The sequence below is a fragment of the Entomomonas sp. E7T21 genome (assembly GCF_058693955.1).
Window position 1 is genome coordinate 2,981,430 of the sequence record NZ_CP191672.1, and the last position, 17,003, is coordinate 2,998,432.

General features: G+C 39.4%; 12 protein-coding genes, 2 tRNA genes, 3 rRNA genes and 1 pseudogene. 2 read left to right on the plus strand and 16 right to left on the minus strand.

Translation table 11 applies throughout. The features are described 5' to 3' along the window. Positions 1–21 precede the first annotated feature (21 nt). The 5 genes and pseudogenes from ACQVD9_RS14110 to ACQVD9_RS14130 form a co-directional block, all read right to left on the minus strand. Positions 22–759, minus strand: coding sequence for a carbonic anhydrase (locus ACQVD9_RS14110; RefSeq protein WP_264746572.1), 738 nt, complete (start codon positions 757–759; stop codon positions 22–24). A 150-nt stretch (positions 760–909) separates the two neighbouring features. Beyond that, on the minus strand, positions 910–1,659 hold the full coding sequence (locus tag ACQVD9_RS14115; RefSeq protein ID WP_264746573.1) for an anaerobic ribonucleoside-triphosphate reductase activating protein: 750 nt from the start codon (positions 1,657–1,659) through the stop codon (positions 910–912). Between the two features lie 28 nt (positions 1,660–1,687). After that, positions 1,688–3,910, minus strand: a pseudogene (locus ACQVD9_RS14120) (ribonucleoside triphosphate reductase). A gap of 246 nt (positions 3,911–4,156) precedes the next feature. Next, the gene (locus ACQVD9_RS14125) at positions 4,157–4,576 is read right to left on the minus strand and encodes a cupin domain-containing protein (RefSeq protein ID WP_264746574.1); all 420 of its coding nucleotides are present in this window, start codon (positions 4,574–4,576) and stop codon (positions 4,157–4,159) included. Positions 4,577–4,664: 88 nt separating this feature from the next. Beyond that, a complete protein-coding gene (locus ACQVD9_RS14130) occupies positions 4,665–5,177 on the minus strand; it encodes a GlcG/HbpS family heme-binding protein (RefSeq protein WP_264746575.1) in 513 nt (170 codons plus the stop codon). Positions 5,178–5,411: 234 nt separating this feature from the next. Here ACQVD9_RS14130 and ACQVD9_RS14135 point away from each other — a divergent pair, with 234 nt between their 5' ends. Together ACQVD9_RS14135 and ACQVD9_RS14140 are read left to right on the plus strand one after the other, a co-directional pair. Beyond that, positions 5,412–5,576, plus strand: a complete 165-nt coding sequence (locus tag ACQVD9_RS14135; RefSeq protein WP_264747802.1) for a nicotinamide mononucleotide transporter — start codon at positions 5,412–5,414, stop codon at positions 5,574–5,576. 297 nt (positions 5,577–5,873) lie between these two features. Then, the gene (locus ACQVD9_RS14140) at positions 5,874–6,167 is read left to right on the plus strand and encodes a hypothetical protein (RefSeq protein ID WP_264746576.1); all 294 of its coding nucleotides are present in this window, start codon (positions 5,874–5,876) and stop codon (positions 6,165–6,167) included. Between the two features lie 152 nt (positions 6,168–6,319). Here ACQVD9_RS14140 and rrf read toward each other — a convergent pair. From rrf to nhaA, 11 genes are all read right to left on the minus strand, one after another. After that, positions 6,320–6,435 (minus strand): 5S ribosomal RNA (gene rrf, locus ACQVD9_RS14145). Between the two features lie 182 nt (positions 6,436–6,617). After that, positions 6,618–9,523: ribosomal RNA gene (locus tag ACQVD9_RS14150) — 23S ribosomal RNA — on the minus strand. A 245-nt stretch (positions 9,524–9,768) separates the two neighbouring features. Next, a tRNA-Ala gene (locus tag ACQVD9_RS14155) sits at positions 9,769–9,844 on the minus strand. 7 nt (positions 9,845–9,851) lie between these two features. Further along, positions 9,852–9,928: transfer RNA gene (locus ACQVD9_RS14160), tRNA-Ile, on the minus strand. A gap of 93 nt (positions 9,929–10,021) precedes the next feature. After that, positions 10,022–11,547: ribosomal RNA gene (locus ACQVD9_RS14165) — 16S ribosomal RNA — on the minus strand. The 16S, 23S and 5S rRNA genes sit together here with 2 tRNA genes alongside, the layout of an rRNA operon. A 298-nt stretch (positions 11,548–11,845) precedes the next feature. Next, complete coding sequence (ispH, locus tag ACQVD9_RS14170) at positions 11,846–12,790, minus strand: 4-hydroxy-3-methylbut-2-enyl diphosphate reductase (protein WP_264746577.1); 945 nt, start codon at positions 12,788–12,790, stop codon at positions 11,846–11,848. Between the two features lie 19 nt (positions 12,791–12,809). Continuing rightward, positions 12,810–14,201, minus strand: coding sequence for a replicative DNA helicase (gene dnaB, locus ACQVD9_RS14175; RefSeq protein ID WP_264746578.1), 1,392 nt, complete (start codon positions 14,199–14,201; stop codon positions 12,810–12,812). 101 nt (positions 14,202–14,302) lie between these two features. Continuing rightward, positions 14,303–14,752 carry a 50S ribosomal protein L9 gene (rplI, locus tag ACQVD9_RS14180; protein ID WP_201093781.1) on the minus strand — a complete coding sequence of 150 codons (450 nt, stop codon included), beginning with the start codon at positions 14,750–14,752 and terminating at the stop codon, positions 14,303–14,305. A gap of 108 nt (positions 14,753–14,860) precedes the next feature. Beyond that, complete coding sequence (gene rpsR / locus ACQVD9_RS14185; protein ID WP_201093780.1) at positions 14,861–15,091, minus strand: 30S ribosomal protein S18; 231 nt, start codon at positions 15,089–15,091, stop codon at positions 14,861–14,863. 28 nt (positions 15,092–15,119) lie between these two features. Further along, positions 15,120–15,554: a 30S ribosomal protein S6 gene (gene rpsF / locus ACQVD9_RS14190; protein WP_264746579.1), complete on the minus strand. Its 435-nt coding sequence runs from the start codon at positions 15,552–15,554 to the stop codon at positions 15,120–15,122. Between the two features lie 186 nt (positions 15,555–15,740). Further along, positions 15,741–16,928 carry a Na+/H+ antiporter NhaA gene (gene nhaA / locus ACQVD9_RS14195; RefSeq protein WP_264746580.1) on the minus strand — a complete coding sequence of 396 codons (1,188 nt, stop codon included), beginning with the start codon at positions 16,926–16,928 and terminating at the stop codon, positions 15,741–15,743. Positions 16,929–17,003 lie beyond the last annotated feature (75 nt).

Sequence of the window (17,003 nt, forward strand, 5' to 3'; positions counted from 1 at the left end):
AAACACCTCTAAGAAGTACAACTAATCCTCATCTACCTCACGATCATTAATGAGTTGAACAGGTCTATTATTATGGTGTCCCATTAATTTTTCAAACTGCTGAACTTGTTCCTTAGACACTTCTACAGAATGTTTCAACACTACCCAATTCACCCCTTCAGTACAAGGTGGCGTAGTTAAAGAACCTTCAAAATGATAATAGCTTTTTTCTTCAGGTAAAAAGTTATTAATATCAAAAGGATCTTTAATAGCCACTACGTGATTCTGTTGTTGTGAAACTACTTGCCATGCTTTTGCTAACTCTAGATTATTTTTACCTTCTTCAGCCATAACAGCTAACACTAATAAATTACCCTCTTTATCTGCATGTACAAAGTGAACTTCTAAAGGAAAGGACTTACCCTGTATTAAATTTTCGCTGGGTGTATGAAAGTGAAACTGTTTTAAGTAGTATTTATTATCTTTATAAATTAAATAGTCATCATCACTCTTAATTATTACCTGCACCGTATGACCATTATTCACTACTTCTTCTGAAGTCAACGCATAATGGAAACTAAGGTCATGGTGATGTACTTTTTTTGATTGGGTAATATTGATGGGAGACTGATGTTTTCCTATCTTACAAGTTGTAAAATCAACAGATAAATCCCCCCAATGCTCTGGAGAAACTTTTCCTTCATATCCCCATTGTTCATTAGCTAATACAGAACCAGTAGCAAGTAAAGAAACCAATATTAAATGCAAACCTATCTTCATGATTATTTCCTTGGTAAAAAATATTTTGTGAAATATTAGAAAAAATAGGTATTATTTTGTTCAGGTAAAAAATAATAACAATTAAGTGTAGTTAAGCAATTATTCAGAATATTTATTTATACATTAAAATTACTTATTAATTTTAATACGTTATGCTTCTCTTAATATAAAGCTAGGAAATAAACTAGCCAAATAATCCCACAGTTGTTGTTTTTCTAAAGGGGGAGGTGTTACAGGTAATTCAGCATCTAACATTTGCTTATGTCGTGCTACCTGTACTACAAATTTCTCAACACCTACTGTTCGTAACTTATTAGCTAAGCGTTCTAACTTCTCTACTGTTAATAAATGCCAATGAACAGTGGTACGCACTTCATAGTGAGTACCACTCTCCAATAAATACTCTAAACTTAACCAGTTTGCCTCTCCACTTCCTTGCACACAAGTAATTTGCTGATGATCTTCAGGCAAAGCTTTAATATCAAAACCTACCCAGTCAACTTTATTTACCACCTGCTCAAACAGTTTTGGTTTAATCCCTGCACTATGTAGTCCTACTAAATAGCCCATTGCCTTTACTTGTTCAATACATTGTAACAAACCTCGTTGTAATGTAGGTTCTCCCCCACTAAAAACAACACCCTCTAATAATCCTTTGCGTTTTTCTAAAAAACTTATAATTTCTTGCCAAGCTAATTCATCATTCGTTCTTGGCGGTATAAGATCACCATTATGGCAATAGCGACAACGCCAAGCACAACCCTGACAAAAAACAACACAAGCTAAATGATCTGGATAATCTAATGTCGTCAGTGGCACAAAGCCACCAACATGCAGAGTAGGATATAACTCAATGGGAGTAGTAGAGTTGGCTATTGAGGGATGAGTTAAAGCGCTCATTATTACTCCCACGAGTTAATTCTGTTAATTATTGATGACAACTTTTACCAGCAGCACACTCAGTGAAGTGTTGACGCTCGCTATGTTCAGATTGTTTACCTAGATTAAACGCGCTCACAGGACGATGATAACCCATCACTCGAGTCCATACTTCACAACGTTGTCTTTGTTCTACTGGTAATTGCTCTTTAGTCATATAATACCTCTCTAAAATTAAGTTTACTGCTTAGCAGCTACTACAAGTCTTAGCTGCTTGCGCACTTTGTTGCTGTAATAAGGCTTCATCACATTTTGGACAATATTCATGCTCACCTGCCAGATATCCATGTACTGGGCAAATGGAGAAAGTAGGTGTAACTGTTAAATAAGGTAATCTAAATTTAGTTAATGCATTACGAACTAACTTTTTACAAGCCTCTGCTGAAGAAACTTGCTCAGCCATATATAAATGCAATACTGTTCCACCTGTATATTTAGTCTGTAAATCATCTTGCATTTCTAATGCATAGAAAGGATCATCAGTAATTCCCACAGGCAACTGCGAAGAGTTTGTATAATAAGGTGCTTCTGCTGTACCTGCTTGTAAAATATCTGGGAAACGTTTCTTATCCTCTTTAGCAAAGCGATAAGTAGTTCCTTCAGCAGGTGTTGCTTCAAGATTATATAAATGGGTAGTTTGCTCTTGAAACTCCACTAATTTAGCTCGAACATGATCTAAAAACTCAACAGCAAACTTATGACCTTGTTCTGTATGAACACCCTCTGCATCATCTGTAAAATTACGAATCATCTCATGGATACCATTTACTCCAATAGTTGAGAAATGATTACGTAAAGTACCTAAATAGCGTTTAGTGTAAGGATACAGACCATTATCCATATGACGCTGAATAACTTTGCGTTTTACTTCTAAACTATCACGAGATAACTCTAATAATTCATCTAAACGCTGATAAAGTGCTTGCTTATTACCTTTATATAGGTGACCTAAACGCGCACAGTTTAGAGTTACAACGCCTAGTGATCCTGTTTGTTCAGCAGAACCAAACAAACCATTACCACGCTTTAATAACTCACGCACATCTAATTGTAAACGGCAACACATAGACCGTACCAAGTTGGGTGCCAAATCAGAATTTAAAAAGTTTTGGAAATAAGGTAAACCATAACGAGCTGTCATCTCAAACAAACGGGTAGCATTTTCACTTTCCCAAGGAAAATCATGAGTAATATTGTAAGTAGGAATAGGGAAAGTAAAGATTCGACCATAGGCATCACCTGCTTGCATAACCTCAATGTAAGCGCGGTTAATCATATCCATTTCTACTTGCAATTCACCATAAGTGAACGGCATTTCTTCACCGCCAATCACAGGTACTTGCTCACGTAAATCTTCTGGACATACCCAATCAAACGTTAAATTAGTAAAAGGGGTTTGCGTACCCCAACGAGAAGGTACATTTAAATTATAAATAAACTCTTGAATAGATTGACGAACCTTATCATAACTTAAATTATCCTTACGAATAAAAGCAGCTAAATAAGTATCAAACGAACTAAAAGCTTGAGCACCTGCCCATTCATTCTGTAAGGTTCCCAAAAAATTAACCATCTGCCCTAAAGCACTAGATAAATGTTTTGGCGGAGCTGCTTCTACACGACCAGGCACCCCATTAAAACCTTCAAATAACAAAGTACGTAATGACCAACCAGCACAATAACCTGCTAACATATCCAAATCATGAATATGTAAATCACCTACCCTATGAGCTTCACCAATTTCTGGGGCATAAACCTCATCTAACCAATAATTAGCCGTAATCTTCCCAGACACATTTAAAATCAATCCACCTAATGAATAACCTTGATTAGCATTTGCTCTTACTCGCCAATCCTCCTGATTAAGGTACTCATTCATTGAAGCGGACACATCAATCACTGTTTTATGATCTTGTCTTAAACGATTATGTTGCTCACGATAAACAATATAAGCACGCATTGTATTGAAATAACCTTCTTCCATTAATGTGCGCTCTACATAATCTTGTACAGATTCAATATTTAATAAATCATTCCCTGCAATATTTCCTAATACTTTTACAGTTAACTGATTAGCTTTTGACTCATCAAAGTCACCTGTTACCTTACCTGCTTTTGCTATAGCATTTTCTATTTTCTTAGCATCAAAAATGGCAATATGACCATCACGTTTACGGATATTACTAGGAAGTCTGAGCTGCTGATCATTCATGGGAAAACTCTACATATAGTGACATTTAATATAACAAACACAACATATAGTAATACAGAACGTTCTAATAAAACTTGATGTACATCACAAACAATATTAATGAGAATAATTCTTAAGTATAATAAAATAAATTTTTTGAATAAATAAGCCGATATTCTGCATTCTTTTTGTTATTTTTCTTATAAATTTTAGCTTTCTTGTACTAAGGATTAGTAAAACTTTTTACCAACCCTTAGTAAGAAAATATCACTGTTCAGCAATAACATCTAAAAATATCAGCGGCTCTTTACCTGTATTGACTAACTCATGTGATTCCCCTTTGCGTACAATGGTTATATCACCAGCTTTAACAGCATATTGTTTACCATCTGTATCTTTAAAAGTACCCTCACCAGATATAATAATATACGCATCCTCATTTAATTCATGTTTATGTAATCCTATAGAATCCCCAGGTTGTAATGTCATCCAACCAATTTCTTTAATGGCATGATCTTTCAACGCAGCATCACGTTTAAATGCAAAATTACCATATAATTTGCCTTTACCACCTGCTACTGAATCTCTATCAAAAGTAATTAATTCTTCTTTTGGATAATATTCAGCTAAAACCATTGTTGATAACAATCCCACAACTAACCCTAATACCAATCTTTTAATTAACATAATTAAACTCCCAATATAAAATAGTACTTTATAATCATTTACCCAAAATACTTCATGATTAAATTGATAAAAAAATAGATACCTAATTTTACTTAACCATCACAGCAGCACCTGCTTGCGCCACAGTCATATCTTCAGCCACACTGCCACCACTAACGCCAATAGCACCAACAATTAAACCATCCTTATTCTTTATTAACTCACCACCACCAAAAATAGCCATACCACCATTGGTAGCTTCTATTCCATAAAGCTCATTGCCAGGTTGTGCTAATTTACTTAACTCATAAGTCGACATATTAAGAGAACGTGCTGTTTTAGCCTTTTTAATGGCAATATCAATACTAGCTAGGAATGCCCCATCCATACGTACAAAAGCCTTTAAATTTCCACCTGCATCCACAATAGCAATATTCATTAAAAGCTTATTATCAACTGCCTTTTTTACCGCTGCCGCCATTACCTGCTCAGCTTGTGCCTGAGTAATATCATTAGGTAAATAAAACTTAGAAGCATCCTGTTCAGCGCAGACATAGCCTCCCCATGAATATAATATGCATAACAAAATAGACTGCAAAACTGATATTAATTTTTTCCTCATTTTACTATCCCCTAATTAGTAAATATCCGTTTATTAGCATAATACTTTCAAAAATAATAAAACTGATAAAAAACAATAAAACAAAACTAACACTTATCTTAATTAATATTTACCTTAAACTAAATCAAACAATTATAGCTTTTGACTTAACAACTAATTTAGAATAGATAAATTGAGAAAAATCTTTCCCTTTATATAAAAACGATAAACTTTCTCTTTGATATCAACGCAGTGATGTTAACAGTGCTTAATTATCATTTAAGTTACGCTAAATTTTTAGGTACATTATTTGGTTTACTTACTGTTATCCTTGTTGCTCGGGCTAATATCTGGACTTGGCCTACAGGAATTATCAATGAACTATTCTTTCAAGTACAACTCTATGCCAAATGGAAGTAATAGATATTCTTAACAGTGAATATAAAGTGTATGATAGGAAAAGTTATCCACTCGAAATCAACTTATACTCAAAAACAGATCACAAATCTTCTAGCAATGCTCTAATAAAAATAGAATCCATCCCCAATAACCTTTCTAAAAATAATGAAGTATTTCAATTACTCATTGGATATCTAAAACTTCACAAAATACCCTTTAATAAAATTAAAAATACTAATTTGGATTACTTATTATTAAGAGTTATTATGGAGTAATCATACACATTAATATTTGTTTAGGATCTAATAGAGAGAGATTATGCTACAAGTAACAACTACTAGCTCCCACCAAAATGAAGGAATTTTTCCAACTTTCCCAAAAGGAACAAGAGTTACCATTAAAGAGTCCTGCGAAGAGTTTGTTGACTGGTATCTGTGTGAAATAGATGGATATACTACCTACATATCTAAATACCTCCTTGAGGATAATGAATTAGTAATAGATTACAATCCAACAGAATTAGATATTAACAAAAATGAAAACTTAGAGGTAATCTCAATCTATGGTGCTTGGCTATATGCTAAAGATATCAAGAACCAACATTATGGTTGAATCCCAGCCGCTAAGGTAAGAAGTTACTGTAATCTAATATAGTATTTTTAATGACTTTAACCAGCCATCTAATATTTTCTATTTATTATTAAATTTATCTGTAAATAAAAAAGCCCCATCATATAAGTTTATGATGGGGCTTTTGTTTAGGAGCTTGAGGATGACCTACTCTCACATGGGGAGACCCCACACTACCATTGGCGATACGTCGTTTCACTACTGAGTTCGAGAAGGATTCAGGTGGTTCCAACGCTCTATTTTCCTCAAGCAATTCTTTATGGTGAGAAGGTTCTTGGTTATCTTACCCCATCACCCAAATCAGATATGCTTTTGTATGCTGTAAAGATTAATCATTATTTCAGTCTAGTCTACGCTTTGGCAAACGAACTCATTTGCTCACTTTCGACTTTTGCTTGTCTTTCTTTGGTTAACTAAATAACTTGGGGTTATATAGTCAAGCCTCTCGGGCAATTAGTATTGGTTAGCTCAACGTATCACTACGCTTACACACCCAACCTATCAACGTTGTAGTCTTCAACGGCCCTTTAGGGGGATTAAATCCCCAGTGAGATCTCATCTTGAGGCAAGTTTCCCGCTTAGATGCTTTCAGCGGTTATCTCTTCCGAACATAGCTACCCGGCAATGCCACTGGCGTGACAACCGGAACACCAGAGGTTCGTCCACTCCGGTCCTCTCGTACTAGGAGCAGCCCCTCTCAAATCTCAAACGTCCACGGCAGATAGGGACCGAACTGTCTCACGACGTTCTAAACCCAGCTCGCGTACCACTTTAAATGGCGAACAGCCATACCCTTGGGACCGGCTTCAGCCCCAGGATGTGATGAGCCGACATCGAGGTGCCAAACACCGCCGTCGATATGAACTCTTGGGCGGTATCAGCCTGTTATCCCCGGAGTACCTTTTATCCGTTGAGCGATGGCCCTTCCATACAGAACCACCGGATCACTAAGACCTACTTTCGTACCTGCTCGACTTGTCTGTCTCGCAGTCAAGCGCGCTTTTGCCTTTATACTCTTAGCGTGATTTCCGACCACGCCGAGCGCACCTTCGTACTCCTCCGTTACTCTTTAGGAGGAGACCGCCCCAGTCAAACTGCCCACCATACACTGTCCTCAACCCGGATAACGGGTCAGAGTTAGAACCTCAAACATGTCAGGGTGGTATTTCAAGGTTGGCTCCATTAGAACTAGCGTCCTAACTTCAAAGCCTCCCACCTATCCTACACAAACAGGTTCAAAGTCCAGTGCAAAGCTACAGTAAAGGTTCACGGGGTCTTTCCGTCTAGCCGCGGATACACTGCATCTTCACAGCGATTTCAATTTCACTGAGTCTCGGGTGGAGACAGCGCCGCCATCATTACGCCATTCGTGCAGGTCGGAACTTACCCGACAAGGAATTTCGCTACCTTAGGACCGTTATAGTTACGGCCGCCGTTTACCGGGGCTTCGATCAAGAGCTTCGCCTAAGCTAACCCCATCAATTAACCTTCCGGCACCGGGCAGGCGTCACACCCTATACGTCCACTTTCGTGTTTGCAGAGTGCTGTGTTTTTAATAAACAGTTGCAGCGGCCTGGTATCTTCGACTGGCTTCAGCTCCATTCGCGAGGAACTTCACTTACCACCAGCGCACCTTCTCCCGAAGTTACGGTGCCATTTTGCCTAGTTCCTTCACCCGAGTTCTCTCAAGCGCCTTGGTATTCTCTACCTGACCACCTGTGTCGGTTTGGGGTACGGTTCCTAATAACATAAGTTTAGAAGCTTTTCTTGGAAGCATGGCATCAATCACTTTCCATTTAAGATAAATGAATCGTCATCAGTTCTCAGTAATAATCTCCCGGATTTGCCTAAGAGATCTACCTACAGCCTTTCAAGTGGACAACCAACGCCACTCTGATTTAGCCTACTCCGTCCCTCCATCACTGTTATTAGAAGTATAGGAATATTAACCTATTTCCCATCGACTACGCTTTTCAGCCTCGCCTTAGGGGCCGACTAACCCTGCTTCGATTAACGTATCGCAGGAAACCTTGGTCTTTCGGCGTGGATGTTTTTCACACCCATTGTCGTTACTCATGTCAGCATTCGCACTTGTGATACCTCCAGCCAACTTCTCAATTGACCTTCACAGGCGTACACAACGCTCCTCTACCGCTCACGTAAAACGTGAACCCGTAGCTTCGGTATTTGGTTTGAGCCCCGTTACATCTTCCGCGCAGGCCGACTCGACTAGTGAGCTATTACGCTTTCTTTAAAGGATGGCTGCTTCTAAGCCAACCTCCTAGCTGTCTATGCCTTCCCACATCGTTTCCCACTTAACCAAAATTTTGGGACCTTAGCTGACGGTCTGGGTTGTTTCCCTTTTCACGACGGACGTTAGCACCCGCCGTGTGTCTCCCATGCTAGAACTTTCTGGTATTCGGAGTTTGCATCGGGTTGGTAAGTCGGGATGACCCCCTAGCCGAAACAGTGCTCTACCCCCAGAAGTTATACATGAGGCGCTACCTAAATAGCTTTCGAGGAGAACCAGCTATCTCCAAGCTTGATTAGCCTTTCACTCCGATCCACAGGTCATCCGCTAACTTTTCAACGGTAGTCGGTTCGGTCCTCCAGTCAGTGTTACCTAACCTTCAACCTGCCCATGGATAGATCGCTTGGTTTCGGGTCTATACACAGCAACTAGGCGCCCTATTAAGACTCGCTTTCGCTACGCCTCCCCTATTCGGTTAAGCTTGCTACTGTATATAAGTCGCTGACCCATTATACAAAAGGTACGCAGTCACGGAACAAGTCCGCTCCCACTGCTTGTACGCATACGGTTTCAGGTTCTATTTCACTCCCCTACTCGGGGTTCTTTTCGCCTTTCCCTCACGGTACTGGTTCACTATCGGTCAGTCAGTAGTATTTAGCCTTGGAGGATGGTCCCCCCGTCTTCAGTCAAGGTTTCTCGTGCCCCGACCTACTTTTTGTGTACTTAGATCCACATGCGTATTTTCGTGTACGGGATTATCACCCTCTATGATTGGCTTTCCCATGACCATTCCACTAATACATATGCTTCTGAACACTGGCTGCACCCCGTTCGCTCGCCACTACTTGGGGTATCTCGGTTGATTTCTTTTCCTCAGGGTACTTAGATGTTTCAGTTCCCCTGGTTCGCTTCTCAGTACCTATGTATTCAGTACTGGATAACTGAGGTTCTCTCAGTTGGGTTTCCCCATTCAGACATTTACGGATCAATGCTTTGTACCCAGCTCCCCGTAACTTTTCGCAGGTATCACGTCTTTCATCGCCTCTGACTGCCAAGGCATCCACCGTATGCGCTTATTCACTTGACTATATAACCCTAAATTATCTAGTAATCTAAAGCTACACAACCAAAGAATCGACATTTGTTTCGCCGAAAATTTGCGCTTGAGTTCGCAATATTTTCACCTCAGCATTAGTAATTAGACCAGTAATTACTAATTAATCTTTACTTCTTTGCATATCTAATTTGTTAAAGAACAGTCTAACTTTAAAAGTTAGAAGGTAATTCTCTTTGCTTAAAAGAATTAGCTTCTAGCTTCTTTTGATTATTATCTGGTGGAGCCAAGGAGGATCGAACTCCTGACCTCCTGCGTGCAAGGCAGGCGCTCTCCCAGCTGAGCTATGGCCCCATTTAATTGGTGGGTCTGGTAGGACTTGAACCTACGACCCCACGCTTATCAAGCGTGTGCTCTAACCAGCTGAGCTACAGACCCTAATCTGTTAACTTTTTAGGCATCCGCCCAATTCGTTCTTTGCAATTATAAATCAAGTAATTCGTGTGGGTACTTGTAGTACCAGCTTTCGTTTAAGGAGGTGATCCAGCCGCAGGTTCCCCTACGGCTACCTTGTTACGACTTCACCCCAGTCATGAATCACTCCGTGGTAACCGGCCTCACGAGGTTAGCCTAGCTACTTCTGGAGCAACCCACTCCCATGGTGTGACGGGCGGTGTGTACAAGGCCCGGGAACGTATTCACCGCGACATTCTGATTCGCGATTACTAGCGATTCCGACTTCATGAAGTCGAGTTGCAGACTTCAATCCGGACTACGATTGGTTTTCTGAGATTAGCTCCGCTTCACAGCTTGGCAACCCTCTGTACCAACCATTGTAGCACGTGTGTAGCCCTGGCCGTAAGGGCCATGATGACTTGACGTCATCCCCACCTTCCTCCGGTTTGTCACCGGCAGTCTCCTTAAAGTGCCCACCTTTACGTGCTGGTAACTAAGGATAAGGGTTGCGCTCGTTACGGGACTTAACCCAACATCTCACGACACGAGCTGACGACAGCCATGCAGCACCTGTGTTCCGATTCCCGAAGGCACTCCCACATCTCTGTAGGATTCCGGACATGTCAAGGCCAGGTAAGGTTCTTCGCGTTGCGTCGAATTAAACCACATGCTCCACCGCTTGTGCGGGCCCCCGTCAATTCATTTGAGTTTTAATCTTGCGACCGTACTCCCCAGGCGGTCAACTTATTGCGTTAGCTGCGCCACTAAAACCTCAAGGGTCCCAACGGCTAGTTGACATCGTTTACAGCGTGGACTACCAGGGTATCTAATCCTGTTTGCTCCCCACGCTTTCGCACCTCAGTGTCAGTATCAGTCCAGTTAGTCGCCTTCGCCACTGGTGTTCCTTCCTATATCTACGCATTTCACCGCTACACAGGAAATTCCACTAACCTCTACTGTACTCTAGTCAGTCAGTTTTGGATGCAGTTCCCAGGTTGAGCCCGGGGATTTCACATCCAACTTGACAAACCACCTACGCGCGCTTTACGCCCAGTTATTCCGATTAACGCTTGCACCCTTCGTATTACCGCGGCTGCTGGCACGAAGTTAGCCGGTGCTTATTCTGTTGGTAACGTCAAAGGTGAGTCGTTACTTCACCCCTTCCTCCCAACTTAAAGTGCTTTACAATCCGAAGACCTTCTTCACACACGCGGCATGGCTGGATCAGGGTTTCCCCCATTGTCCAATATTCCCCACTGCTGCCTCCCGTAGGAGTCTGGGCCGTGTCTCAGTCCCAGTGTGGCTGATCATCCTCTCAGACCAGCTACAGATCGTCGCCTTGGTGGGCCTTTACCCCACCAACTAGCTAATCTGATCTAGGCTCATCCAATAGCGGTACAATAAAGCACCTTTCCCCCGTAGGGCGTATGCGGTATTAGCGCGAGTTTCCCCGCGTTGTCCCCCACTACTGGGCAGATTCCTAGACTTTACTCACCCGTCCGCCGCTCGTCAGCATCCCGAAAGACCTGTTACCGCCCGACTTGCATGTGTTAGGCCTGCCGCCAGCGTTCAATCTGAGCCATGATCAAACTCTTCAGTTTAAAATCTTTTGAACCATAAGGTTCTAAAACGGCTCAGTAATCTAAAAACTCAATCTATGACGAGTTGTTTATATTACTGATATTTCTTACCAGTACTACAAACACCCACACGATTTACTTGATTTATATTGTTAAAGAACAGTGATAGTTTGGTAACCAACTTTTTGCTTACTGCCTATCGAGGACGCGCATTATACGCGATCAACAAAACCCGTCAACTACTTTTTTAAACTATTTTTAATTAAATTAATAAACCCTGTATTTACAGGACATATAAGAAGAGTAATTTTATAAATAGTTATAGTTCTTTTATTCTAAGCTCTTTTGGCATAGAGAAAGTAATATTTTCTAACTGTCCATCCAGTTCTATTAGATTGGTAGCCCCCCAGCTCTGTAGCTGTTGAATCACCTCTTGAACTAGTACTTCTGGAGCCGATGCACCTGCAGTAATACCAATATTATTGACACCATCAAACCATTGTTGCTTTAGATCTTGTACACCATCTATTAGGTAAGCTTTAGTTCCCATACGTTCTGCCAACTCACGTAAACGGTTTGAATTAGAACTATTTGGACTTCCTACTACGAGCACTAAGTCACATTCAGCAGCTAATGTTTTTACTGCATCTTGGCGATTTTGGGTGGCATAACATATATCATTTTTACGAGGCCCTTGAATTTCAGAGAATTTTTCTCGTAATGCATCAATGACTTTAGCTGTATCATCCATAGATAAAGTCGTTTGAGTGACATAGGCCAAAGCAGAAGGATTATGAACTTGTAGTTGCTGTACATCTTGTTCATTTTCCACAAGGTATATAGAACCACCTTGACTAGAGTCATACTGCCCCATGGTACCCTCTACCTCTGGATGCCCTGCGTGACCTATAAGAATACACTCTTGACCTTTTTGACTATAACGTACCACTTCCATATGTACTTTTGTTACTAGAGGACAAGTAGCATCAAAAACTTTTAACCCTCTATTTTCTGCTTCTTTTCTAACCGCTTTGGAAACACCATGAGCACTAAAGATAACAATATTATCGTCTGGAACTTGATCTAGCTCTTCTACAAATACTGCACCACGACTCTTTAAGTTTTCTACTACAAATTTGTTATGTACTACTTCATGACGGACATAGATAGGAGGTTCAAAAAGATCAAGTGCACGATTAACAATTTCAATCGCTCTATCTACACCAGCACAAAAACCACGGGGATTGGCCAATTTGATTTGCATAATACATACTGCCTATATTTTATTCATCATCAAAATCGTACATACCAGCTGCTAAATTTTCAAAGCGGGTATATTTACCTAAAAACGCAAGTCTTACTGTACCAATAGGGCCATTACGTTGTTTACCAATAATAATTTCAGCCACGCCCTTATATTCTGTTTCTGGATGATAGACTTCATCACGATAGATAAACATAATAACGTCAGCATCCTGTTCGATTGCTCCAGATTCACGTAAGTCGGCATTTACAGGTCGTTTATTAGGTCGACTTTCAAGTGAACGGTTTAACTGGGATAAAGCAATAACTGGACAGTTAAATTCTTTTGCTAAGGCTTTTAAAGAACGTGAAATTTCAGAAATTTCATTGGTTCTATTCTCGCTACCACCATTACCTAGCTGCATTAATTGCAGGTAGTCAACCATAATCAAGCCTATTTCACCATGCTCACGTGCTAAGCGACGGGTTCTTGAACGCATTTCTGAAGGACTAATACCCGCCGTATCATCAATAAATAATTTACATTCATTAAGTAGATTTATTGCTGATGTTAAACGAGGCCAATCATCTTCATCTAAACGACCCGTTCTAATTTTACCTTGTTCAATATGGCCTAATGAGGAAAGCATTCTCATGGCTAATGATTCAGCAGGCATTTCTAAAGAGTAAACTAGAACAGCTTTATCTGTTCTTAAAGCAGCATTTTCTATAAGGTTCATGGCGAAGGAGGTTTTACCCATTGAGGGACGACCTGCCACAATAATAAGATCTGCTGCTTGTAGACCATTGGTTTTTTTGTCTAGATCAGCAAAGCCTGTTGAGATACCTGTTAACGCATTATTGGAGTTAAATAATTCATCTATACGATCAATGGTCTTAGCAAGAATATTGTTAATAACTTCAGGGCCACCTGTTTTAGGTCGACCTTCGGCAATTTGGAAGATCATTCGTTCAGCATCGTCAAGTATTTCATCACCTGTACGGCCTTTAGGAACATAGGCACTATCCGCAATATCATTACTTACACTAATAAGCTGTCTTAAAGTAGCTCTCTCCCTAACAATTTGTGCATAAGCTCTAATGTTAGCTACTGATGGAATATTACGAGCTAGCTCTGCTAAATAGGTTAAACCACCTACTTGTTCTAACACGCCTTCTTTATCCAGCTGTTCAGATAAAGTAACTACGTCAAAGGGTTGATTGCGTTCGGCTAGTTTAGCAATTGCTCTAAAAATTAAGCGATGATCATGACGGTAAAAGTCATTATCTGAAACAACATCTTCAACACGATCCCATGTGTTGTTTTCTAACATTATTCCACCTAACACAGCTTGTTCAGCCTCAATAGAATGAGGAGGTACTTTTAAAGCTGCTATTTCTAGATCATGTTGTTCAGGTGTTATATTTGCCATCTGCGCCTACTTTTAAACCATCAAAAAATAAAAAGCACGTTAACGTAAAAACGTTAACGTGCCTATTATATTTTATACTGACTATAAATAAGTAGTATAAATTAGCCAGCTACAACAATTAATTTGATAGTAGCATCTACATCAGAGTGTAGGTGTAAATCAATGCTGTATTCACCAACATTACGGATAGTACCGTTAGGTAAACGTACTTCGCTCTTATGAACTTCGATACCTGCATTATTAGTTAAAACTTCAGCAATATCATGAGTACCAATAGAACCAAATAACTTACCTTCATCACCTGCATTTGCTGTGATAGAAATTTCAAGCTCATTTAACTTAGCAGCACGCGCTTGTGCAGCAGCTAATTTATCAGCAGCTTGTTTTTCAAGCTCAGCACGACGCTCTTCGAATACTTTAATATTCTCTGGCGTAGCCATTGTTGCCTTACCTTGTGGAAGTAAGTAGTTACGGCCATAACCAGATTTTACATTAACCTTGTCACCTAAGTTACCAAGATTTTCAACTTTATCTAATAGGATGACTTCCATTTAAGTCTTACCTCGTCATTTCAATCTTTTCTAGTCTTTAGTTAAAGTAAAATCAACTTTAATCAAAAACTATCATTAATAGCTAATATAAACTTATAGGGTTAAATATTAACGATCGTGGCCATCAGTATAAGGTAATAAAGCTAAGTAACGAGCACGCTTAATTGCTGTTGCTAATTGACGTTGGTATTTAGCTTTAGTTCCTGTAATACGACTAGGAACAATTTTACCTGTTTCAGTAATGTATGCTTTTAATGTATTTAAATCTTTGTAATCGATCTCTTGCACACCTTCAGCAGTGAAGCGGCAGAACTTACGACGACGGAAAAAACGTGCCATAATAGTGGCTCCTCATTTAATCTGGGAATTACTCTTCGTCAGAAGCGTCAACTTCTTCTAACATATCATCATCTTCTTCAATGTCATCTTGATCTTCAAGAATCACATCATCACGACGACGATCGCCACGAGAGTTGCGGTTTTCTTCAGCTTTAACAATATCAGATTGTTCAGTAATTGCTTCATCGCGACGGATGATTAAATTACGAATAACCGCATCGTTATAACGGAAATTGTCTTCAATTTCTGCTAATGCTTTAGCACCACATTCAACATTTAATAACACGTAGTGTGCTTTATGAACATTGTTGATAGAGTAAGCTAATTGGCGACGGCCCCAGTCTTCATGGCGATGAACTTTACCACCATCTTCTTCAATAATTTTTTTATAGCGATCAACCATACCAGGTACTTGTTCACTTTGGTCTGGATGCACTAAAAATACGATTTCGTAATGACGCATAGCTGCTCCTTACGGGTTAATAGCCTGTACTTGTAATCAGCAAGTATCAAGCAAGGAGTTAATTTTCAGTTTTACATGCCCACAATAGAGCAAGGGGCGGGATTATACTAAAATTTACTAAACACAACAACTATAAATTTAACCTACCTAAATTAAGAAGTATATTAAGGAAAATACTCTATCAAATTATGATGATTTGGCTTTCTTTTTAAGTGCTCTATACATTACACAATAACCAATGACAGCAGATAAAAAAGAACCTATCAAAATACCCACTCTATCAATGCCTACATACTCATTATTAGCTGGAAAAGACAAACCACCAATAAAGAGGCTCATGGTAAAACCTATACCGCAAAGTATGCAGACTCCAAAGAGCAGAGACCAATCAGAACCTTTAGGGAGTTTAGCAAAACCTAATTTTACTATTATCCATGTAAAACTAAAAATACCAATGGTTTTACCCAATAAAAGCCCCAGTACTATGCCTAATGTAACCGTACTTAATAAATGATCTTGGGTGACATGAGCAAAAGAAACTCCAGCATTAACAAAGGCAAATAGAGGCAAAATAACATAAGAAACCCAAGGGCTTAATGCATGCTCCAACTTAATAAGTGGTGGATGAATATGCTCCGCTTTAGTCATTCTAAGTTTTAAAGGAATAGTAAAGGCTAAGGCAACCCCTGCAATAGTGGCATGTATACCGCTTTTTAATACACAAACCCATAAAATAAAGCCAATAATTAAATAAAGACCTATACTTCTAACTTTCAGCAAGTTCAAAGTAATCAATACAATTAAACAAATCCCTGCCAGCCCTAATGCTCCTAGTGATACATCACCAGAATAAAATAATGCAATAACAAGAATAGCCCCAAGATCATCTATAATAGCTAAGGTCATCAAAAATAATTTTAAAGGGACTGGCACCGTTTTGCCCAATAATGCCAAAATGCCTAAAGAAAAAGCAATATCAGTTGCCATTGGGATAGCCCAACCACTATGAGCTTGTGGGTCACTTTGATTAAATACCCAATAAATAATAGCAGGAACAATCATCCCGCCAAAGGCTGCAACCGTTGGCAAAATCACTTGTGAAACTTTGGAGAGTTGACCTTGTAATGCTTCCCTTTTTACTTCTAAACCAATGAGTAAAAAGAAGATAGCCATTAGCCCATCATTAATCCATAACAACAATGGCTTATCAATCACTAACTTATCAACTGCCAACATAACAGGTATATTTAAAAAATTATTGTACCAATCACTAAGCAAACTATTACTAGCTATTAATGCTAAAATGGTAGCTATAATCAATAAGATACCTGATGCCGCTTCCAATCTAAAAAAACGAATAAGCAATTGTTTCATAATAGATTATTAATTATCCTTTAATGATTTATTATTGGTATATATTAGCCATATAAAGGTCTATTATCATCTAGC

Coding starts and splice junctions, on each gene's coding strand:
- ACQVD9_RS14110 (WP_264746572.1), bottom strand. CDS start 759: ATGAAGATAGGTTTGCATTTAATATTGGTTTCTTTACTTGCTACTGGT.
- ACQVD9_RS14115 (WP_264746573.1), bottom strand. CDS start 1,659: ATGAGCGCTTTAACTCATCCCTCAATAGCCAACTCTACTACTCCCATT.
- ACQVD9_RS14125 (WP_264746574.1), bottom strand. CDS start 4,576: ATGTTAATTAAAAGATTGGTATTAGGGTTAGTTGTGGGATTGTTATCA.
- ACQVD9_RS14130 (WP_264746575.1), bottom strand. CDS start 5,177: ATGAGGAAAAAATTAATATCAGTTTTGCAGTCTATTTTGTTATGCATA.
- ACQVD9_RS14135 (WP_264747802.1), top strand. CDS start 5,412: ATGTTAACAGTGCTTAATTATCATTTAAGTTACGCTAAATTTTTAGGT.
- ACQVD9_RS14140 (WP_264746576.1), top strand. CDS start 5,874: ATGCTACAAGTAACAACTACTAGCTCCCACCAAAATGAAGGAATTTTT.
- ispH (WP_264746577.1), bottom strand. CDS start 12,790: ATGCAAATCAAATTGGCCAATCCCCGTGGTTTTTGTGCTGGTGTAGAT.
- dnaB (WP_264746578.1), bottom strand. CDS start 14,201: ATGGCAAATATAACACCTGAACAACATGATCTAGAAATAGCAGCTTTA.
- rplI (WP_201093781.1), bottom strand. CDS start 14,752: ATGGAAGTCATCCTATTAGATAAAGTTGAAAATCTTGGTAACTTAGGT.
- rpsR (WP_201093780.1), bottom strand. CDS start 15,091: ATGGCACGTTTTTTCCGTCGTCGTAAGTTCTGCCGCTTCACTGCTGAA.
- rpsF (WP_264746579.1), bottom strand. CDS start 15,554: ATGCGTCATTACGAAATCGTATTTTTAGTGCATCCAGACCAAAGTGAA.
- nhaA (WP_264746580.1), bottom strand. CDS start 16,928: ATGAAACAATTGCTTATTCGTTTTTTTAGATTGGAAGCGGCATCAGGT.